At 71.5% G+C, this 20,787-nt stretch carries 16 protein-coding genes; 15 read left to right on the plus strand and 1 reads right to left on the minus strand.

The window, feature by feature from the left end:
* Positions 1 to 274 precede the first annotated feature (274 nt).
* The 7 genes from ssd to SLUN_RS22060 are packed head-to-tail and all read left to right on the plus strand — an operon-like array spanning position 275 to position 5,220.
* On the plus strand, positions 275 to 1,378 hold the full coding sequence (ssd, locus tag SLUN_RS22030) for a septum site-determining protein Ssd (RefSeq protein ID WP_108154878.1): 1,104 nt from the start codon (positions 275 to 277) through the stop codon (positions 1,376 to 1,378).
* Entirely contained in the window at positions 1,375 to 2,523 is a 1,149-nt protein-coding gene (locus SLUN_RS22035; RefSeq protein WP_108150888.1) for a TadA family conjugal transfer-associated ATPase, read from the plus strand. The genes ssd and SLUN_RS22035 overlap by 4 nt, the downstream gene beginning before the upstream one ends.
* Positions 2,523 to 3,371, plus strand: a complete 849-nt coding sequence (locus tag SLUN_RS22040; RefSeq protein ID WP_108150890.1) for a type II secretion system F family protein — start codon at positions 2,523 to 2,525, stop codon at positions 3,369 to 3,371. The genes SLUN_RS22035 and SLUN_RS22040 overlap by 1 nt, the downstream gene beginning before the upstream one ends.
* Positions 3,368 to 4,138: a type II secretion system F family protein gene (locus tag SLUN_RS22045; protein WP_108150892.1), complete on the plus strand. Its 771-nt coding sequence runs from the start codon at positions 3,368 to 3,370 to the stop codon at positions 4,136 to 4,138. Before SLUN_RS22040 ends, SLUN_RS22045 begins: the two co-directional genes overlap by 4 nt.
* A 44-nt stretch (positions 4,139 to 4,182) precedes the next feature.
* Entirely contained in the window at positions 4,183 to 4,383 is a 201-nt protein-coding gene (locus tag SLUN_RS22050) for a DUF4244 domain-containing protein (protein WP_246340270.1), read from the plus strand.
* On the plus strand, positions 4,370 to 4,858 hold the full coding sequence (locus tag SLUN_RS22055; protein WP_108150897.1) for a TadE family type IV pilus minor pilin: 489 nt from the start codon (positions 4,370 to 4,372) through the stop codon (positions 4,856 to 4,858). Before SLUN_RS22050 ends, SLUN_RS22055 begins: the two co-directional genes overlap by 14 nt.
* On the plus strand, positions 4,855 to 5,220 hold the full coding sequence (locus SLUN_RS22060; protein ID WP_108150899.1) for an Rv3654c family TadE-like protein: 366 nt from the start codon (positions 4,855 to 4,857) through the stop codon (positions 5,218 to 5,220). The genes SLUN_RS22055 and SLUN_RS22060 overlap by 4 nt, the downstream gene beginning before the upstream one ends.
* Here SLUN_RS22060 and SLUN_RS22065 read toward each other — a convergent pair.
* Positions 5,156 to 7,639: a DEAD/DEAH box helicase gene (locus tag SLUN_RS22065; RefSeq protein WP_108150901.1), complete on the minus strand. Its 2,484-nt coding sequence runs from the start codon at positions 7,637 to 7,639 to the stop codon at positions 5,156 to 5,158. The genes SLUN_RS22060 and SLUN_RS22065 overlap by 65 nt on opposite strands.
* A 78-nt stretch (positions 7,640 to 7,717) precedes the next feature.
* Between SLUN_RS22065 and SLUN_RS22070 the strand changes: the two genes are divergently transcribed.
* From SLUN_RS22070 to tmk, 8 genes are all read left to right on the plus strand, one after another.
* A complete protein-coding gene (locus SLUN_RS22070) occupies positions 7,718 to 8,071 on the plus strand; it encodes an STAS domain-containing protein (RefSeq protein WP_003967428.1) in 354 nt (117 codons plus the stop codon).
* 91 nt (positions 8,072 to 8,162) lie between these two features.
* Complete coding sequence (locus SLUN_RS22075; protein ID WP_108150903.1) at positions 8,163 to 8,609, plus strand: ATP-binding protein; 447 nt, start codon at positions 8,163 to 8,165, stop codon at positions 8,607 to 8,609.
* A 265-nt stretch (positions 8,610 to 8,874) separates the two neighbouring features.
* Positions 8,875 to 11,280, plus strand: a complete 2,406-nt coding sequence (locus tag SLUN_RS22080) for a sodium-translocating pyrophosphatase (RefSeq protein WP_108150905.1) — start codon at positions 8,875 to 8,877, stop codon at positions 11,278 to 11,280.
* Positions 11,281 to 11,467: 187 nt separating this feature from the next.
* Positions 11,468 to 12,127: a prolipoprotein diacylglyceryl transferase gene (locus SLUN_RS22085; protein WP_108150907.1), complete on the plus strand. Its 660-nt coding sequence runs from the start codon at positions 11,468 to 11,470 to the stop codon at positions 12,125 to 12,127.
* Positions 12,128 to 12,233: 106 nt separating this feature from the next.
* Positions 12,234 to 13,745 carry a DUF7059 domain-containing protein gene (locus SLUN_RS22090; protein ID WP_108150909.1) on the plus strand — a complete coding sequence of 504 codons (1,512 nt, stop codon included), beginning with the start codon at positions 12,234 to 12,236 and terminating at the stop codon, positions 13,743 to 13,745.
* 314 nt (positions 13,746 to 14,059) lie between these two features.
* Entirely contained in the window at positions 14,060 to 14,257 is a 198-nt protein-coding gene (locus tag SLUN_RS22095) for a hypothetical protein (RefSeq protein ID WP_108150911.1), read from the plus strand.
* A 200-nt stretch (positions 14,258 to 14,457) separates the two neighbouring features.
* The gene (gene topA, locus SLUN_RS22100; protein ID WP_108150912.1) at positions 14,458 to 17,298 is read left to right on the plus strand and encodes a type I DNA topoisomerase; all 2,841 of its coding nucleotides are present in this window, start codon (positions 14,458 to 14,460) and stop codon (positions 17,296 to 17,298) included.
* A 158-nt stretch (positions 17,299 to 17,456) separates the two neighbouring features.
* Positions 17,457 to 20,513: a dTMP kinase gene (tmk, locus tag SLUN_RS22105; protein ID WP_108150914.1), complete on the plus strand. Its 3,057-nt coding sequence runs from the start codon at positions 17,457 to 17,459 to the stop codon at positions 20,511 to 20,513.
* The last annotated feature ends 274 nt before the right edge of the window (positions 20,514 to 20,787 follow it).

The raw sequence follows: 20,787 nt of genomic DNA on the forward strand, positions 1-20,787 counted from the left end.
TCGACTCCGATCGTTTTCTCCTTCTGTCGGCTGTGTCGACGCCAGCCTCTGACTCCTCAGAGCCGTCACCGTGCGTAGCGGTTGTGCTGCTCTCCGAGAGTCACCGGTATGGGCTACCGGGATATTCACAAGTGGCTAGTTGTCCACAGCTTTTCAGCAAGATCCACACGATTTTCCGGTGCGATGCACGGTGATTCCGCCCGCGTAGTTCGCGGACAGAAGGAATCGCAGATCTCGGCGTGAAGCGAGATCGAAGTGAGAGGGGGTGGAGATTGTGGCTGGATCCGTCACATCTCAACGGCCACCGGTCGCCGAAGGACGGCGCGACGGGCCGCTGATCGTCACCGAAGACCTGGAACTGCTCGACGATCTCCTGCGGCTGTGTGCCGCGGCCGGAGCCGAGCCGGACGTTCACCATTCGGTGCCGGAGCGCAGGGGAAGCTGGGAGAGCGCGCCACTGGTCCTCGTCGGCGACGACGCGGCCGCGCGCTGCCGGGGAGCCACCCGCAGGCGCGGTGTGCTGCTCGTCGGGCGTGACCAGGACGACCCGGACGTCTGGCGGCGGGCCGTGGAGATCGGGGCGGACTGCGTGCTGCGCCTGCCCGATGGGGAGAGCTGGCTCGTCGACCGCATCGCCGATGTGGTCGAGGGCGTCGGCCGGCAGGCGCTGACCGTCGGGGTGATCGGCGGCCGGGGCGGGGCCGGGGCATCGACGCTGGCCTGCGCGCTGGCGGTGACCGCGGCCAGGTCCGGCAGGCGCACCATGCTCGTCGACGGCGACCCGCTCGGTGGAGGACTTGATGTGCTGCTCGGCGGGGAGCGAGCGGAAGGCAGACGTTGGCCGGATTTCGCCGCTTCCAAGGGGCGGGTCGCCGGTGGGGCGCTGGAGGAGTCGCTGCCGGAGTTGCATGCGCTGCGGGTGCTGAGCTGGGACCGCGGTGATTCGGTGGTGATCCCGCCGGAGGCGATGCGTTCGGTGCTGGCCGCGGCGCGCAGACGCGGCGGGGTCGTGGTCGTAGATCTGCCCCGGCGGGTCGACGAGGGCGTGGCGGAGGCGCTGGCCCAGCTGGACCTGGGACTGCTGGTGGTGCCGGGCGAGCTGCGGGCGGTCGCCGCGTCGAACCGGGTGGCATCGACGGTGGGCATGGTGCTCCAGGACCTGCGGGCGGTGGTGCGCGGGCCGTACGCCGCGGGGCTGGACGAGCAGTGGGTGGCGGACGCGCTAGGGCTGCCGCTGGCGGGTGAACTGCCCATGGAGGCAGGACTGTTGGCGGCCCAGGACAGCGGCGCTCCGCCGGGCGGCAGTGCGCGCGGGCCGCTGGCCAGGTTCTGCACGGCCTTCTGGGAGCGGGCGCTGGCCGGGGGTGGGGTCTCATGAGCGCCGGACTGCTGGATGCCGTACGGCAGCGGCTCGCGGAGAGCGGGGCCGAGCCGACTCCGGCCAGGGTGGCGGCCGCGCTGCGGGCACAGGGGCGGCTGCTGGGGGATGCCGAAGTGCTGGGCGGCACCGAGAAGTTGCGGTGCGAGCTGGTGGGCACGGGGCCGCTGGAGCCGCTGCTGGCAGACCCGGCCGTGACGGATGTGCTGGTGTCCGCGCCCGACCGGGTGTGGGTGGACCGGGGCTGCGGGCTCGAACTGACCCGGGTGACATTCGCGGACGCTATGGCGGTGCGCAGGCTGGCCCAGCGGCTCGCGGCAGTGGCGGAGCGGCGTCTTGACGACGCCCGGCCCTGGGTCGACGCGCGGCTGCCGGACGGGACGCGGATGCATGCCGTGATCCCGCCGGTGGCCGTCGGCTCGACGTGTCTGTCGCTGCGGGTGGTGCGGCCGAGGGCGTTCTCGGTGGGGGAGCTCGTCACAGCGGGGACGGTGCCGCCCGGCGGCGCCTGGGTGCTGCGGGCGTTGATCGAGGCCCGGCTCTCGTTCCTGATCAGCGGCGGCACAGGGTCCGGCAAGACGACCCTGCTGTCGAGCTTGCTGGGACTGGTGGGGGAGCGCGAGCGGATCGTGCTGGCCGAGGACTCGGCGGAGCTCAGACCCGAACACCCGCATGTGGTGCGACTGGAGTCGCGCACGGCCAACCAGGAGGGCGCCGGCCGGGTGACGCTGCAGGACCTGGTGCGGCAGGCGCTGCGGATGCGGCCCGACCGGCTGGTCGTCGGGGAGGTGCGCGGCGCGGAGGTCACCGAGCTGCTGGCCGCGCTCAACACCGGCCACGAGGGCGGGTGCGGCACCGTCCACGCGAACGCGGCGGCGGATGTGCCGGCGCGGCTGGAGGCGCTGGGGACGGCGGCCGGGCTCGACCGGGCGGCGCTGCACAGTCAGTTGGCTGCGGCACTCTCGGTGGTGATCCATCTCGTACGGGACAGGGGCGGGCAACGGCGGATCGCGGAGGTGCATGTGCTGGAGCGGGACGCGGCGGGGCTGGTGGTGACCGTGCCCGCGCTGCGGTGGGGCGCCGACGCGTTCGCGTACGAGCGGGGCTGGGCGCGGCTGCGGTCGCTGATCGGGGGTGCGCTGTGATGGCCGCTGAGTCGGTGTACGCGGCCGCGCTGTGTGCGGGGGCCGCGGCGTGGCTGACAGTCGGGCGGGAGCGGGGGCTGCGGCGGGCGCGGCTGCTCCTGGCCGGTGGCGGTGCGGTGGAGATGGCCCCGTGGTGGTCGCGGACGCGGCTGCTTCCGGTGGTCCGGCTGCGGCCGGAGTGGCTGTGTTTTCCCGCGGGGCTGGTTCTCGCGGTGCTGGGGGAGTCGGTGCTGCCGCTGGTCGCGGGCGCGGTGGCGGTGCCACTGATGAGGCGGCGGCTGCGGGCCCGGGAGCGGAGGCGGGAGCAGGAACGGCGGGCCGAGGGCGTCATCACCTTGTGCGGTGCGGTCGCCGGCGAGCTGCGGGCGGGGCTGCAGCCGGGGCAGGCGCTGCTGTTCGCCGCCAGATCCACGCGGGCGCTGGGTGGTGCTGAGGCTGCCGTACTGGCGGCGGCGCGGTTCGGGGGCGATGTGCCTGAGGTGCTGCGGGAGGCGTCCCGGGGGCCGGGCGCGGACGGGCTCGCCGGGGTCGCGGCCTGCTGGCGGGTGGCTGTGGACAGCGGAGCCGGTCTGGCCGCGGGCCTCGACCGGCTGGAAGCTGCACTGCGGGCGGACCGGGACCAACGGCAGGACCTCCGCTCCCAGTTGTCGGGAGCCTGGTCGACCATCAGCCTGCTGGCGCTGCTTCCCGTGGCCGGCCTGGCGATGGGCTGGGCGCTGGGCGCCGCCCCTCTGAGGGTGCTGCTGCACTCCCCGGCGGGCTTGGTGTGCCTGGTGATCGGCGGACTGCTGGAAGTCGCGGGGCTCTGCTGGGCCGCGCGGATCGTGCGGGGCGGGGAGGAGGCGTGACCGGGGACGCCGTCCACCGGCTGGAGGCAGTGGTGTCCGTACTGGCCGCGGCGGCCTGCCTGGGCTTCGCGGTCGCGGGCAGACGGCGCGAGCGCAGGGTGCGCAGACGGATCGAGGCGCTGCTCGCGGTGGAGTGCGAACGGCGGCGGTGGCGGCCGGAATGCGGCGCCTGGGTGAGGCGCTGGGCCGCTCCGCTGGGCGCGGTGATCACCGGCTGTGTCCTGGTCGGCGGGGTGACCGGCGGCGTTGTCGGGCTCGCCGGGGCGTACGGCGTATGGCGCTGGCAGCGAAGCCGAAAGCCCGGCCCGGACATCCGCGATCGCGAGGCGAGCCGTCAACTGCCGCTCGCCGCCGACCTCCTGGCCGCCTGCATCTCCGCCGGGGCCGGTCCGCGCGAGGCGGCGGAGGCGGTCGGAGAGTCACTGGGCGGCCCGGTCGGCGAACGGCTCGCACGGGCGGCGGCCGAACTGCGGCTGGGTGGTGAACCGGCGCAGGCGTGGGGGTGGTTCGGGCGGATACCAGGCGCGGCGGCACTGGCCCGCTGTCTGGAGCGGGCCGACTCCACTGGGGCTCCGGCGGCGGAGCCTGTGGCCCGGCTGGCCGAGCGCTTCCGGGCGGACCGGGCGCGGACGGCCGTGGCCAGGGGCCACAAGGCCCAGGTGTTGATCACTGCTCCGGTGGGGCTGTGCTTCCTGCCCGCCTTCCTGGCGGTCGGGGTGGCTCCGGTGGTGATCGGCTTGGCGGGCGGACTGCTGAACGGCAACTGAACATGGCCGGTTGCGCAACTGAACGAGATCTCATGGGGGTTGATATGTGGAATCCGGTGCGGGGATGGCTTCGCGGACTCGCTCGCAGGATGCGCGGAGACGCGGGGATGACCACGTCCGAGTACGCGATGGGGACGATCGCCGCGTGTGCTTTCGCGGCCGTTCTGTACAAGGTCGTCACCAGCGGGGCCGTTTCGGGGGCACTGCAGTCGGTGATCGGCAAGGCGCTCAATGCGCAGTTCTGAGGGGGCCGACAGGGGCTCCGTGACGGCGGAGGCGGCCGTCGCGGTGCCGGCCCTGGTGGTCTTCGCCATGGCCCTGGTCTGGGCGCTGATGGCGGCCTCCGCTCAGATCCGGTGCGTGGACGCGGCTCGGGCCGGGGCACGGGCGGCGGCCAGGTCCGAGCCGCGGGCGGCCGCGCTGGCCGCTGCCCGCTCGGCCGCCCCGGAGGGCGCTCGGGTCACGCTGGGGCGGGCAGGGGAGCTGTGGCGGGTGCAGGTCGAGGCTAAGGCTCCGGGGCCGGGCGCGCTGACTCTGACGCTGAGCGCGGAGGCGGCGGCCCTCGCCGAGGACACGGTGGGCGGTCATGACCCCGCGGGCCAGGACGACGCGGGTCAGGACCCTTCGGGCCAGGACGACGCGGGTCAGGACGGCGCCACGGGCCCAGGGGCCGTCGGCCGTACCGACGCCGGCGGCGGCACTGGGGCGGTGGCCCCGTGAACCGGGACCGCGGGTCGGCGACCGTCTGGGTGGCCATGGCGACGACCGTGCTGTGCGCCGTCTTCGCGGTCGTGCTTGCCATGGGGCAGGCCGTGGTCGCCCGCCACCGGGCGGGCTCCGCCGCGGACCTGGCGGCCCTCGCCGCGGCAGACCATGCCCTGAGCGGCACCGACGCAGCCTGCGCGAAGGCGGCCCAGGTGGCCGGGGCACAGGGCGCGACGGTGGTGCGGTGCGCGGTGCGGGGTGAGATCGCCGATGTGACGGCGCAGGCCCGCTTCGGTCCGTACGCCCCGACGGTCAGGTCGCGGGCGGGGCCGCCGGGGCCTTCTGGTCCGCCGGAGCTCCCCGGAGCAGTTCCGTGAGGAGGCGGACCGCGCCGCGCTTGTGCAGCGGATCGTTGCCGTTACCGCACTTGGGGGACTGGATGCAGGACGGGCAGCCCGCGTCGCACTCGCAGGAGGCGATCGCCTCACGCGTGGCGGTGAGCCACTCACGGGCGGTGTGGAAGGCCCGCTCGGCGAAGCCCGCGCCACCCGGATGGCCGTCGTACACGAAGACCGTCGGCAGCAGCGTGTCCGGGTGGAGCGGTACGGAGACCCCGCCGATGTCCCAGCGGTCGCAGGTGGCGAAGAGCGGCAGCATCCCGATGGAGGCGTGCTCGGCGGCGTGCAGGGCCCCGCCCAGCTGTTCCGGGTTGACACGGGCAGCGTCCAGCTGGTCCTCGGTGACCGTCCACCACACGGCCCGGGTGCGCAGCGTCCGCGGCGGCAGATCGAGCTTGGTCTCGCCGAGGACCTCGCCGGTGATGAGTTTGCGGCGCAGGAAGGAGACGACCTGGTTGGTGACCTCGACGGAGCCGTAACAGAGGCGTCCGGCGCCCCAGGGGATCTCGGTGTCGGTTTCGAGTACGGAGATGGAGGTGGTGTCGCGCGCGGTGGTGGAGTACGGCGGATCGGCCTCCTCGACGAGCGCGGCCGAGTCCTCCAGGTCCAGGTGCTTTACCAGGTACGTACGGCCCTGGTGGAGGTGTACGGCCCCGTCGTGGACGGCGGTGTGGGCGGCCGATTCGTCGACCGTGCCCAGCAGCCGGCCGGTGGCGGCCTCGACGATCTGGACCGGGCGGCCGCCCTCGCCCCGGATGTCGGTGAGGTCGGCCGCCCGCTCGCGGCGGGTCCAGTGCCAGGCGGTGGCCCGGCGGCGGAGCAGCCTGGCCGCTTCCAGCTGGGGCATGAGCTCGGCGGTCGCCGGGCCGAAGAGCTCCAGATCCTCTTCCGTGAGCGGGAGCTCGGCGGCAGCCGCGCACAGATGGGGGGCGAGCACATACGGGTTGTCCGGGTCGAGGACCGTGGACTCCACCGGCTGCTGGAACAGCGCCTCGGGGTGGTGGACGAGGAAGGTGTCCAGCGGGTCGTCGCGGGCGACGAGGATGGCCAGGGCGCCCTGGCCCGACCGTCCGGCGCGCCCGGCCTGCTGCCACAGGGATGCCCGCGTCCCCGGGTAGCCGGCGATGACGACGGCATCCAGGCCCGAGACGTCGACGCCGAGCTCCAGCGCCGTGGTGGCGGCGAGACCGAGGAGCTCGCCGGAGTGCAGTGCCCGCTCCAGGGCGCGGCGCTCCTCGGGGAGATAGCCGCCCCGGTAGGCGGCGACACGCGCGGGCAGCGAGCGGTCTACCTCGGCCAGGCGTTCCTTGGTGATGACGGAGATGAGCTCGGCGCCGCGACGGGAGCGAACGAAGGCGACCGTCCGGACGCCCTGCACGGTCAGATCGGTGAGGAGGTCCGCCGTCTCGGCCGTGGCGGTGCGGCGGACCGGCGCGCCCTTCTCGCCGTGGAGCTCGGTGAGCGGGGGCTCCCAGAGGGCGAAGACGAGCTCGCCGCGCGGTGAGGCGTCGTCGGCGACCTCCTGGACGGTCAGGCCGGTGAGCCGTCCGGCGGCGAGCGCGGGTTCCGCGGCGGTGGCGGAGGCGAGGAGGAAGACCGGATTCGCACCGTAGCGGGCGCATACACGGCGAAGACGGCGCACCACCTGGGCGACGTGGGAGCCGAAGACACCCCGGTAGGTGTGGCACTCGTCGATCACGACGTAGCGCAGGGAGCGCAGGAAGGAGGACCAGCGGGGATGTGAGGGAAGTATCCCGCGGTGGAGCATGTCGGGGTTGGTGAGGACGTAATTGGCGTACTGGCGGACCCACTCGCGTTCCTCGACGGGCGTGTCGCCGTCGTAGACCGCGGGGCGGATGCGGTTGCCGAGCGGCGCGCTGAGCTCCTTCACCGCGCGGCGCTGGTCGGCGGCGAGGGCCTTGGTGGGGGCGAGATAGAGGGCCGTGGCGCCGCGCCCGTTCGCGGCCTCGGAGCCGTCGAGCAGCGTGGTCAGTACGGGCGCGAGATAGGCCAGGGACTTGCCCGAGGCTGTGCCGGTGGCGATCACGACGGATTCGCCGTCCAGAGCGTGCTCGGCGGCGGCCGCCTGGTGGGCCCAGGGGTGCTCGATGCCGGCCTGCTGAATGGCGTTGATCACTTCCGGGCGGATGCGATGGGGCCAGACGGCATGACGGCCCGGCCTGGGGGGCAAGTGCTCCGTATGAGTGATGCGCGCAGCCCGGCCCGCCCCCGCGGTGAGCCGGTCGAGGACCGCACCGGGCGAGGGGCGGGTTTCCCCGGTCTCGGGAGGTCGTCTGGGGCGGAGATTCTTGGCCATCGGCACCGAGTGTGTCACCGGAGTGACGGACAATGGTCCCAAGGCGTCGTGCATGGCTGTTGGTAAGTGATTGAATGCCATCGCGGCTGGCGACCGTCCTCCGGCTCCGCCGGGGAGACCTGAGGGGCGGCCGCTCGATAGCAAGGTGCTGGAGGATCCGTGGACCTGTCCCTGTCGACTCGCAATGTGTCCGGCCCTGGTGGCGACCGTACGGTCGTCGAGGTCGGTGGCGAGATTGATGTGTATACCGCGCCCAAGCTGCGCGAGCAGTTGGTCGAGTTGGTGAACGACGGCAGCTACCACCTGGTTGTCGACATGGAGGGCGTGGACTTCCTCGACTCCACCGGCCTCGGCGTGCTCGTGGGCGGCCTGAAGCGTGTACGTGCGCATGAAGGCTCGCTGCGCCTGGTCTGCAACCAGGAGCGCATTCTCAAGATCTTCCGGATCACAGGTCTGACCAAGGTGTTCCCGATCCACACCACGGTCGACGAAGCTGTCGCGGCGACCGACTGACGGTCGGCCGGAGACTGCCGGAAGAAGTGAGGGGTACCGGGCATCCAGCCCGGCCCCTGAGATGCACGCCCGTACGTCCGAGGGGGATTGCATGGCCACCGTTGAACTCCGATTCAGCGCCCAGCCCGAGCATGTCAGGACGGCCCGTCTGGTGGCCGCTGCCGTGGCTCGCAGGGCCGGAGTCGACGAGGCCGTGCTGGACGAGGTGCGGCTCGCTGTCGGCGAGGCGTGCAGCCGCGCCGTTGGGCTGCACCGAAGCAATGGCATCACCGCGCCCGTCACGGTCCGGCTCTCCGAGGAGGAGAAGACCTTCTCCATCGAGGTCCGGGACGAGGTCCCTGGTGTGGGCGCCGAGGGAGCCAATGGGGTCCCCGGCGCGCGTAACGGCACCGCCGAGGACCCTGACTCCGACGGCGAGGACGAGATGGGCCTCGCGGTCATCAGCGGCCTCGTCGACGACGTGGAGGTCACCTCCACCGAGGAAGGTGGCGAGATCCGGATGAGCTGGCCCACGACGCCGGTCACCGCACTGCCCTGAGCACGCTGTGTTGACCGAGCTGACAGTCGGCTGATCGTTCTGAAGTGAAGAGGCCCTGCTTGAGCAGGGCCTTTTTCGCTTTCCCTAGATCATTCGAGGGACGTCAATGCCTTTGTCCCGTTACCTCTTTCGGGGGCATTTTGGGAACGCGATCATTTGCTGAGTAGCAAGTGAAGGTCAATTAGATTTGTCGCGCCCTGTTTTGATCAGGTTCCGCTCCCTACAATCCGTCCACATCTTGAGCTCTGAGCGTCAAGGAGGACGAATGGCGGGGCTCGTCAACACAGAACTGTCCGATCAACCCACTTCTCTCGCAGCCGCGGTACTTACGGACGACAACCGGATGATCGTGATCGTCATCGCGGTGGTCGCGCTGGCGGCACTGGTCGTCGCCCAGCTGCTGGTGCGCCAGGTGCTTGCCGCCGGCGAGGGTACCGATTCCATGAAGAAGATCGCGGCAGCCGTGCAGGAGGGCGCGAATGCCTATCTGACCCGGCAGCTGCGCACCCTCGGCGTCTTCGCCGTCGTGGTGTTCTTCCTACTGCTGCTGTTGCCGGCCGACGACTGGTCACAGCGAGCCGGACGTTCGGTGTTCTTCCTGGTGGGTGCGCTTTTCTCGGCGGCCACCGGATACATCGGCATGCGTCTGGCCGTACGGGCAAATGTGCGCGTGGCCGCGGCCGCGCGTGAAGCGACACCCGCGGAGGGCGAGCCGGCAAAGGATCTGACGGCCGTCTCGCACAAGGCCATGAAGATCGCTTTCCGTACGGGAGGCGTGGTCGGCATGTTCACGGTGGGCCTCGGCCTGCTCGGTGCCTCCTGCGTGGTTCTCGTCTACGCGGCCGACGCGCCCAAGGTGCTCGAGGGCTTCGGTCTCGGCGCCGCGCTGATCGCCATGTTCATGCGTGTCGGCGGCGGAATCTTCACCAAAGCGGCCGACGTCGGAGCCGACCTGGTCGGCAAGGTCGAGAAGGGCATCCCCGAGGACGACCCGCGCAACGCCGCGACCATCGCCGACAACGTGGGTGACAACGTCGGCGACTGCGCGGGCATGGCGGCCGACCTCTTCGAGTCGTACGCCGTGACGCTCGTCGCGGCACTCATCCTCGGCAAGGCCGCCTTCGGTGACGCCGGGCTCGCCTTCCCGCTGATCGTCCCGGCGATCGGCGTGGTCACCGCGATGATCGGTATCTTCGCGGTCGCCCCGCGGCGCGCCGACCGCAGCGGGATGACTGCCATCAACCGTGGATTCTTCATCTCCGCGGCGATCTCGCTGGTCCTGGTGGCCGCGGCGGTATACATCTATCTGCCGTCCACGTACGCCCAGTTGGACGGTGTCACCGAGGCGGCCATCAAGACGCACAGCGGGGACCCGCGGGTTCTGGCGGTCGTCGCCGTCGCCATCGGCATCGTGCTGGCGGCCCTGATCCAGCAACTGACCGGGTACTTCACCGAGACCAACCGCCGTCCCGTCAGGGACATCGGCAAGTCCTCGCTGACCGGACCCGCCACGGTCGTGCTGGCCGGTATCTCCATCGGCCTCGAATCGGCTGTCTACACCGCGCTGTTGATCGGCCTGGGCGTGTACGGCGCGTTCCTGCTCGGCGGTACGTCGATCATGCTCGCGCTCTTCGCGGTCGCGCTGGCCGGCACCGGTCTGCTCACCACCGTGGGCGTCATCGTCGCGATGGACACCTTCGGACCCGTCTCCGACAACGCCCAGGGCATCGCCGAGATGTCGGGCGATGTGACGGGCGCGGGCGCGCAGGTGCTCACCGACCTCGACGCCGTCGGCAACACCACCAAGGCCATCACCAAGGGAATCGCCATCGCCACGGCCGTACTGGCCGCGGCGGCGCTCTTCGGCTCGTACCGCGACGCCATTGCGACAGCGGCCAGGGATGTCGGCGAGGTGGTCGGCGACGGCGCCCCGATGAACCTGGTGATGGACATCTCGCAGCCCAACAACCTGGTGGGGCTGATCCTCGGTGCCGCGGTCGTCTTCCTCTTCTCGGGGCTGGCGATCAGTGCGGTGTCCCGGTCGGCCGGAGCCGTGGTCTACGAGGTGCGGCGGCAGTTCCGCGAGCACCCCGGGATCATGGACTACACCGAGCAGCCGGAGTACGGACGCGTCGTCGACATCTGCACCAAGGACGCGCTGCGCGAGCTGGCCACACCCGGTCTGCTCGCCGTACTGACCCCGATCGCGGTCGGCTTCTCGCTCGGCGTCGGAGCCCTCGGCTCCTTCCTTGCGGGCGCGATCGGCACCGGCACCCTGATGGCCGTCTTCCTCGCCAACTCCGGTGGGGCGTGGGACAACGCCAAGAAGCTCGTCGAGGACGGCCACCATGGCGGCAAGGGCAGTGAGGCCCATGCCGCCACCGTCATCGGTGACACCGTCGGCGACCCGTTCAAGGACACCGCGGGCCCTGCCATCAATCCGCTACTGAAGGTGATGAACCTGGTGGCGCTGCTCATCGCACCCGCGGTGGTGCAGTTCAGCTACGGCGACGACGCCAACGCCGGCGTACGGGCACTGGTGGCCGTGCTCGCCATCCTTGTCATTACCGGCGCGGTGTACATCTCCAAGCGGCGAGGCATCGCTGTGGGTGACGAAGACAACTCCGCGGAGCGGAGCGCAAAGTCGCCTGATCCGGCGGTGGTTTCGTAATACCTGCTCAAAAGGCGGGCGGACGGCGCACTTTGATGTGCCGTCCGCCCGTTTGCGTGTGTGGGTGAGGCTTGTCTCCCTTGGTGCAAATGGCTTCAATAGCGGACAGATCGGTCGCACGGCACGCGGTTGTCGCCCACTCGGCGTGTATGTTCCGGGGCCGAGAGCCTTGGAAGGGACCAATCCGGTGAACAAGAAGCTTGCGGCCGCACTGTCCGGCGGTGCGGTACTGGTACTGGCACTGTCGGGTTGCAGCAACGGCGACGACACCGACAGCAAGGTGAATGCCTGGGCCAAGACGGTCTGCGACCAGGCACAGCCGCAGATCCAGAAGAGGGCCAACGCCCAGCAGACCATCATCTCGACCGCTGCCGACGGCAAGCCGAGCGACATCCAGGCTGCTGACTCGAAGGCCTTCCAGGAGATCGCCGACGCGGACAAGGCGCTCGCCACCGCCGTGAAGGGGGCCGGTACGCCGCCCGTCGACAACGGCGAGAAGCTCCAGCAGGACGCGGTCAATGAACTCGAGGCCACCTCCAAGGCGTACCTCGATCTGAAGAAGCAGGTCGACGCCCTCGACTCCAAGGACCAGCAGAAGTTCGCCGACGGTCTGCAGGGTGTCGCGGACGGCCTGAAGAAGATCGAGAAGATGGACCAGGACGCGCTCACGAAGCTGCAGTCCGGTGAGCTGGGCAAGGCGATGGCGAAGGAGCCCGGCTGCCGGACGGCGAAGGCGTCGACTCCGCCCGCAGCCGCCTCCGACCCGTCCAAGCCCGCCGGCGCGTCCTCCTCGGCGCCCGCGAAGGCCGGGGCGACCCCTTCGGACAAGGCATCGAGCAAGGCGTAACCGCCCGGCTCCGCCCGCCGCTGTACGGCTCCGCACGGCCCGGCCTCCCGCACCACGGGGGCCGGGCCGTGCGGCGTTTGTCAGTGGCGGCGGCCACAATGGGCGAGTGAGTACGAACAGCTCTGCCGCAGGCCTTCCCTCGCCCGACCGCTTGAACCGGCTGCGCGAAGCGCTCCTCGCCGCCGCCTTCACCGCTGACGGACTGCTCGAGCTGCTCGGCGCCCCCGCGTACGCCGCGCTCGCCCGCAGCGAGACCGTGCCCGCGCTGCGGGCCACCCGCGGGGGCGGCGCCCTGGACACGCTCGTGCGGCTCTTCCTGCTGCAGCGCCCCGTCCCGTACGAACGGGCGCAGGCGGCCCTGCCGCTCGAGGAGTGCCTGGCCGACGGCTGGGTGGTGCGCGACGGCGACGAGGTCCGGGCCACGGTGGATGTGCGGCCGTACGGCGGACCCGAGGGGCAGGACTGGTTCATCGTCTCGGACCTGGGCTGCGCGGTGGGCGGTGCGGGCGGTGCGAGCGGGCACGGCGAAGGGGTGGTGCTCGGCGTCGGCGGGGCGTCCACCACGCTCGCCGGGATCACCGTGCGTACGCCGGTCTCGTCCGCGCTCGACCTCGGCACCGGTTCCGGCATCCAGGCGCTGCACGCCGCACAGCACGCGACCCGGGTCACGGCCACCGATCTGAACCCGCGCGCCCTGCACTTCGCGCGGCTCACGCTCGCGCTCTCCGGTGCGCCGGAGGCCGACCTGCGCGAGGGCTCGCTCTTCGAGCCGGTCGGGGACGACACGTACGACCTGATCGTGTCGAACCCGCCGTTCGTGATCTCTCCCGGCGCCCGGCTGACCTACCGGGACGGCGGGATGGGCGGGGACGATCTGTGCCGCACGCTCGTTCAGCAGGCGGGGGAGCGGCTGAACGACGGGGGGTACGCGCACTTCCTCGCCAACTGGCAGCACGTGGAGGGGGAGGAGTGGCAGGAGCGGCTGCGCTCCTGGGTGCCGCGCGGCTGCGACGCGTGGATCGTGCAGCGCGAGGTGCAGGACGTGACGCAGTACGCCGAGTTGTGGCTGCGCGACAGCGGCGACCACCGCAGCGATCCCGCCGAGTACGCCGCGCGGTACGACGCCTGGCTGGACGAGTTCGAGGCGCGTAGGACCAAGGCGGTCGGCTTCGGCTGGATCACACTCAGGAAGTCGGGTGCCGCGCGCCCGTCGATCGTCGCCGAGGAGTGGCCGCACCCCGTGGAGCAGCCGCTCGGCGAGAGCGTGCAGGGGCATTTCGCGCGGCAGGACTATCTGCGTACGCACGACGACGCGGCCCTGCTGGCCGGGCACTTCAGGCTGGCGGCCGAGGTCGTGCAGGAGCAGGTCGGGCTGCCGGGCGCGGAGGACCCCGAGCATGTGGTGCTGCGTCAGAACCGCGGTATGCGGCGCGCCACCAAGGTGGACACGGTCGGCGCCGGCTTCGCGGGGGTGTGCGACGGGACGCTCAGTGCCGGGCGGATCCTGGACGCGATCGCCCAGTTGATCGACGAGGACCCAGTGGTGCTCCGGGACCGCACGCCGCAGGCCGTACGGCTGCTGGTGGGGGAGGGCTTTCTGGAACCGGTCCGTCCATGAGGTGAAACCGGCCAACATCCGCACGGCGAACACGACGCAGAGGAAGAGGAAGAGGAAGAGGAAGAGGAAGAGGAAGAGGAGCGGCCGCCTCCGGTGAACCGTTCGCACCTCCTCCCGCCCGGCTCCCGTACGTCTTTCGACTCGTCGTCGACCCGGCGGGACCCAGCCGTCCCGATGTGCCGGCGCGACCGGGCGGGTGAACCCACGCGGCGTTCACCCGGAATTCGCACCCCTGACGCCCGGAGGTGTCAGCCTCGGGCCGCCGGGGAACGCCGGACATCAGGCCGGACAGCAGGGAAGTACGGGGTGCGGGCATGGAGAGCGGGCCAGCGATCTTCGCCGGGACGGCATTCGCGCTGTTCGGGGCCGGGCTGCTGGTGTGGACCGGAGCACGCGTGCTGCACCGCGCCCCCGTCGCACACGGAGTGAGCCCCGCCACGGCCATCGCCCTCTCGACCCTCTTCGGCGCGGTCTCCTTCGCCCTCGGCGTGTGGTGCTTCGGCCGCGTCTGATCTGGGGCCGGAGCGCCGACGTGCCGGTCCGGGCGGCAGGAATGGCCGGAGTCGGGTTACCGTTCGAGTGGCCGTTGCGGGCTTTTGCCGTTTGACACGGGGGCGGGTTGTACCGTCACACTCCGCAGCGACAGCAGCGTCACAACGGTGCCGTACTGCCGTTTGTGCCCATCGAGCGTCGACCGGAGAGAAGAGCGAAGTTGTCCCCGACCAGCGAGACCGCAAAGGGCGGCCGCCGACTCGTGATCGTCGAGTCTCCTGCCAAGGCGAAGACGATCAAGGGCTACCTCGGCCCCGGATACGTCGTCGAGGCGAGCGTCGGGCACATCCGCGACCTCCCCAACGGCGCCGCCGAGGTGCCCGATAAGTACACCGGCGAGGTGCGCCGCCTCGGCGTCGACGTCGAGAACGACTTCCAGCCGATCTACGTCGTCAACGCCGACAAGAAGGCCCAGGTCAGGAAGCTCAAGGAGCAGCTCGCCGAATCCGACGAGCTCTTCCTCGCAACCGATGAGGACCGTGAGGGCGAGGCCATCGCCTGGCACCTGCTCGAGGTACTCAAGCCCAAGGTCCCCGTCCACCGGATGGTCTTCCACGAGATCACCAAGGACGCGATCCGCGAGGCCGTCGAAAACCCCCGCGAGCTCAACCAGCGCATGGTCGACGCCCAGGAAACCCGCCGCATCCTCGACCGTCTCTACGGCTACGAGGTCTCGCCGGTCCTGTGGAAGAAGGTCATGCCGCGACTGTCCGCCGGCCGCGTGCAGTCCGTCGCCACCCGCCTCGTCGTCGAGCGGGAGCGCGAGCGCATCGCCTTCCGCTCCGCCGAGTACTGGGATCTGACCGGCACGTTCTCCACCGGCCGTGCCGGGGACGCCTCCGACCCCTCGACCCTGACCGCCCGCCTGAACACGGTCGACGGACGGCGCGTGGCCCAGGGCCGCGACTTCGGCTCGGACGGGCAGCTCAAGTCCGGCCAGGTCCTGCACCTGGACGAGGCGAACGCCCGCGCCCTGGCCGCCGCTCTCCAGGACGCCTCGTTCGCCGTCCGCGCGGTCGAGTCGAAGCCGTACCGCCGCTCTCCGTACGCACCTTTCCGTACGACGACCCTCCAGCAGGAGGCCTCCCGCAAGCTGGGCTTCGGGGCCAAGGCCACCATGCAGGTCGCGCAGAAGCTGTACGAGAACGGCTTCATCACCTACATGCGTACCGACTCCACGACCCTCTCCGACACTGCGGTCTCGGCGGCGAGGGCGCAGGTCACGCAGCTGTACGGCGCCAACTATCTGCCGGAGAAGCCGCGCGTCTACGCCGGCAAGGTCAAGAACGCGCAGGAGGCGCACGAGGCGATTCGCCCTTCGGGTGATCGTTTCCGCACTCCGGCCGAGACGGGTCTGACCGGCGACCAGTTCAGGCTCTACGAGCTGATCTGGAAGCGGACCGTCGCCTCCCAGATGAAGGACGCGGTCGGCAACAGCGTCACCGTCCGGATCGGCGGCCGGACGAGCGACGGCCGGGACGCGGAGTTCACCGCGTCCGGCAAGACGATCACCTTCCACGGCTTCATGAAGGCGTACGTGGAAGGCGCCGACGACCCCAATGCCGAGCTCGACGACCGCGAGCGGCGCTTGCCGCAGGTCGCGGAGGGCGACGCCCTGTCCTCCGAGGAGATCTCGGTCGACGGCCACGCGACCAAGCCGCCCGCCCGCTACACCGAGGCCTCGCTGGTCAAGGAGCTGGAAGAGCGCGAGATCGGCCGCCCGTCGACGTACGCCTCGATCATCGGCACGATTCTCGACCGTGGCTATGTGTTCAAGAAGGGGACGGCGCTCGTGCCGTCGTTCCTGAGCTTCGCCGTGGTCAACCTGCTGGAGAAGCACTTCGGCCGGCTCGTCGACTACGACTTCACCGCCCGCATGGAGGACGACCTCGACCGCATCGCGCGGGGCGAGGCGAAGGCCGTGCCGTGGCTGAAGCGCTTCTACTTCGGTGGAGATCCGGCGGGCGCGGGTGTTGCCTCCGGCGCGGGCAACGGCGACGGCGATCACCTCGGCGGTCTGAAGGAGCTGGTGACCGACCTCGGCGCGATCGACGCCCGGGAGATCTCCAGCTTCCCGGTCGGCGATGGGATCGTGCTGCGCGTCGGCCGCTACGGCCCGTACATCGAGCGGGGCGAGAAGGACTCGGAGGGCCACCAGCGCGCCGACGTCCCCGAGGACCTCGCGCCCGACGAGCTGACCGTGGAGTACGCGGAGGAGCTGCTGGCCAAGCCGAGCGGCGACTTCGAGCTGGGCGCGGACCCGGTCACCGGTCACCAGATCATCGCCCGTGACGGTCGCTACGGCCCGTATGTGACCGAGGTGCTGCCCGAGGGCACCCCGAAGACCGGCAAGAACGCGGTCAAGCCGCGGACGGCCTCCCTCTTCAAGTCGATGTCGCTGGACACGGTGACCCTCGACGACGCGCTGAAGCTGATGTCCCTGCCGCGGGTGGTCGGCACCGACGCGGAAGGCGTCGAGATCACCGCGCAGAACGGCCGGTACGGCCCGTATCTGAAGAAGGGCACGGACTCGCGCTCGCTGGAGACCGAGGACCAGCTCTTCAACATCACGCTGGACGAGGCGCTGGCGATCTACGCGCAGCCGAAGCAGCGGGGTCGAGCTGCTGCCAAGCCGCCGCTGAAGGAGCTGGGCACGGACCCGGTGAGCGAGCGTCCGGTGGTCGTCAAGGACGGCCGCTTCGGTCCGTACGTCACGGACGGCGAGACCAACGCGACCCTGCGCACGGATGACAGCGTCGAGGACATCACACCGGAGCGCGGCTACGAGCTGCTCGCCGAGAAGCGTGCCAAGGGACCCGTCAAGAAGAAGACGGTGAAGAAGGCTCCGGCCAAGAAGGCGCCGGCGAAGAAGACCGCCGCGAAGAAGACGGTGGCTGCCAAGAAGACGGCGGCCAAGAAGACTGCCGCGAAGAAGACGACCACGTCGGCGGCCGCGGCGAAGAAGACCGCCGCGTCGGCGAAGGCGTCGACGGACGAGTAGTTCAGGACGGACGAGTAGTTCAGTTCGAGTAGCCGGTTCATTCGAGTAGCCGGTTCATACGGGCGCTTTGTGCGGGGAGGATTCCCACCCTCCGCACATAGCGCCCGTATGTTCGGCCAGGCCTCCGGGGAGCAGTGCGCTCCGGATAGGCTGGGCGGATGACGCGAGCCGAGCAGCCAGCCGAGCAGCAGGCGGTCCTGAACACCGCCTCAGAGACTGCCTCAGACTCCGACGCCCTTGTCGCGGACTCACGTGAGCGCGCCGTGCGCGCCCTGCTGCGCTTCCCTCCGCTGAGGCGTCTCTGGAGTGCGCAGGTCGTCGGCGGCATCGGGGATGCCGTCGCCGTTCTCGTGCTTCTGCTGCTGACGCTTCAGGCGTCGGTCCTGCAGGGCACGTTCGGGGACGGCTATCGCGGTGCGGCCTTCGCCGTCGCCGCCGTGCTCGGTGCGCGCGTGCTCGCCACGCTGCTCTTCGGTGCCGTGCTCCTCGGCCCGCTGACGACACTCACCTCGCCGAGCGGGCCGCTCGACCGCCGCTGGACCATGATCGGCGCGGACGGCCTGCGGCTCGCGCTGCTGATCGTGGCGCCGCTGTGGATCGACTGGTCGCCCGAGAACGCGCCGGCGGTCCTGCTGATCACGGTCTTCGTCGCCGGTGTCGCCGAGCGATTCTGGACGGTCGCCCGGGAGGGCGCCGCCCCCGCGCTGCTGCCGGCCCCGCCGCTGGAGGGCGCGGCGGTCCGTCCGCTGCCGGATCACCTCGACGCGCTGCGCAGGCTCTGGCTGCGTACGGGCTTCGCAGTCATCCCAGCCGGAGCGGCGGTGCTGCTCGTCGCCACGCTGATCGGCAATCTGCTGGGCTCGGGCATCGAGTGGTTCTCGCTGCACCAGGCGGCGCTCGGTTCGTACGTCGCGGCCGGCCTGTTCGCCGCGTCCGTATCCACGCTGTACTTCCTGGAGCTGCCAGGATCGCTGACCCCGCGGCCGCGCTCGCCGCTGGAGGGGCTGCGCCGTCCGTCCACCGGCAACGGTCTGGACAAGGGGCGTACGGGCGCCATACCGCTGTTCGTTCTCGCCTGCGCGGCCGTCGCCGGGGCGATCTCGTCCGCCGTCGCCGTCTCCGTACTGCACGCCTTCGACCTGGGCGGCGGGCCGGCGACCTTCGCGCTGCTGGTGCTCGCCCTCACCGGCGGCACCGCGCTCGGCATCCGGGGCGCCGGCTCCGTACTGCCCACGCTGTCGCGCCGTCGGCTGCTCGCCCTCGCGCTCGCCCTGACCGGCGTCGCGCTGCTCGCCATGGGGCTGGTGCCGGACACGGCGACCGTGCTGTTCCTCGCGCTGCTCGCGGGCCTCGCGGCCGGCGTCGCAGCGAGCATCGGGCATGCGCTCGTCGACCAGGAGGCCGAGGAGTTCCGGCGGGGCCGGATCAGCGAGCACCTGCAGGCGGTCGTACGGGTCGCGATCGGGCTCGGCGCGATCGCAGCGCCGCTGCTCGCCGCCGCGATCGGGCCGCACCGGCTCGCGAGCGGCGACTTCGTCTTCGCGCACGGCGGCGCGGCGTTCACGCTGATGCTGGTCGGCGCGCTGCTGCTGCCCGTCGCGGCGATCGTCCTCGCGAAGACGGACGACCGGGCGGGCGTGCCGCTGCGCCGCGATCTGGGTGACGCGCTGCGCGGCGGGTCGGATCCGGCGCAGGCGCCGGCCGCGACCGGTTTCTTCATCGCCATGGAGGGCGGCGACGGAGCCGGGAAGTCGACGCAGGTCGACGCGCTCGCGGAGTGGATCCGCGCGAAGGGCCACGAGGTTGTTGTGACGCGTGAGCCGGGTGCGACACCGATCGGGAAGCGGCTGCGGTCGATCCTGCTGGATGTGTCGTCGGCGGGGCTCTCGAACCGGGCGGAGGCGCTGCTGTACGCCGCGGACCGCGCCGAGCATGTCGGCTCGGTCGTACGGCCCGCGCTGGAGCGCGGCGCGATCGTCATCTCCGACCGCTACATCGACTCGTCCGTGGCGTATCAGGGTGCGGGGCGCGATCTGTCGCCGACCGAGATCGCCCGCATCTCGCGGTGGGCGACGGACGGTCTCGTACCGCATCTGACGGTGCTGCTCGACGTCTCGCCCGAAGCGGCGCGTGAGCGCTTCACGGAGGCGCCGGACCGGCTCGAGTCGGAACCGGCGGAATTCCACCAGCGGGTGCGCGCCGGTTTCCTGACGCTGGCCGCGGCGGACCCGGGCCGGTATCTGGTGGTGGACGCGGGCCAGGAGCCGTCGTCCGTCGCGACGGTCGTACGGCACCGGCTCGACCGGCTGCTTCCGCTCTCCGACGCCGAGGTGAAGGCGCAGGAGGAGGCGCGGAAGGCGGCCCGGGAGGAGGCCCGTCGGCGGGCCGAGGAAGAGGCCGCGCGCAAGGCGGAGGACGAGCGGGCCGAGCGCGAGCGGCAGGAACAGCTCGCCAAACTCCGCGCCGAGGAGGAGGAGCGCAAGCGCCGCGAGCTGGAGGAGGCGCGGCAGCGCGAGGCCGAGCGGCAGGCGGAGGAGGCCCGGCTGCGGGCAGAGGACGCGCGGCGGCGGGCGGACGAGGAGCGGGCGCGGCGGCTGGCCGAAGAGAAGGCGGCCGCGGCTGAGCAGGAGCGGCTGCGCAGGCAGGCGGAGGAGGAGGCGCGGCTCCGGGCGGAGGCGGAGGAGCGGCGGCTGGAGAAGCAGCGCAAGGCGGAGGAGGCGTTGCTGCTGGCGGAGGAGGCGCGGCGGGCGGCGGAAGCCGCGGCGGCTTCCGCGGCCGCGGCGGCTGAGATTACGGTGCCGACGCCGGTGGTCACTTCTGAGGTCGCCCCGGAGGTCGCTCCGGACGAGGTGACGCAGCAGGTTCCGGTTCCGGACGCGGCGGAGACGACGGTGCTTCCGAAGGTTCCGGATGCTTCGGATGTTCGGGACGTGGACGAGACGGCGGTGCTGCCGCCGGTACGGGAGCGGGAGCCGGCGCGGGAGTCGGATCCGGCTGACCGGGTGCCGCCGGGCATGTTCCGCGACGAGCCGTCGGCCGACGGCACGAACGACCGCACGCGCGAACTCCCCCAGGTCGACCCCGCGTCGGGCAGCCCGCGCCGCCGCTCGGACTGGGCGGAGGAGACCCCGCTGGACGACCTTCCGACCCTGGCGGACGAGCTGCTGGGCCCGCACGACGGCGACGACGAGAAAGGGTCTCGGGGACGCCGCTGAGGGTGCCGGGTCCCCCATTGGGGGCTGAGGTGCGCTTCCTGCGGCGCGAGGCTGCCGCGTGGGATGTGGGGGCGACAGCCCCCACATACCCGTCCCCCTGCCTGGGGTCTGGGGCGAAGCCCCCGGTTTCGGGAAGGGGCGGGGTGGGGGACGAGCAAGCCCCGCACCCCCAGGGACCTGAGGCCTCGCCCCCACCGCGCGGCCGAGGCGCATATCGGATGCAGCGGGAAGAGGACGGGGGGCAACCCGGCCCCGCGCCCATCCGCGGTGTGCG

Source organism: Streptomyces lunaelactis (assembly GCF_003054555.1).
Lineage (GTDB): Bacteria > Actinomycetota > Actinomycetes > Streptomycetales > Streptomycetaceae > Streptomyces > Streptomyces lunaelactis.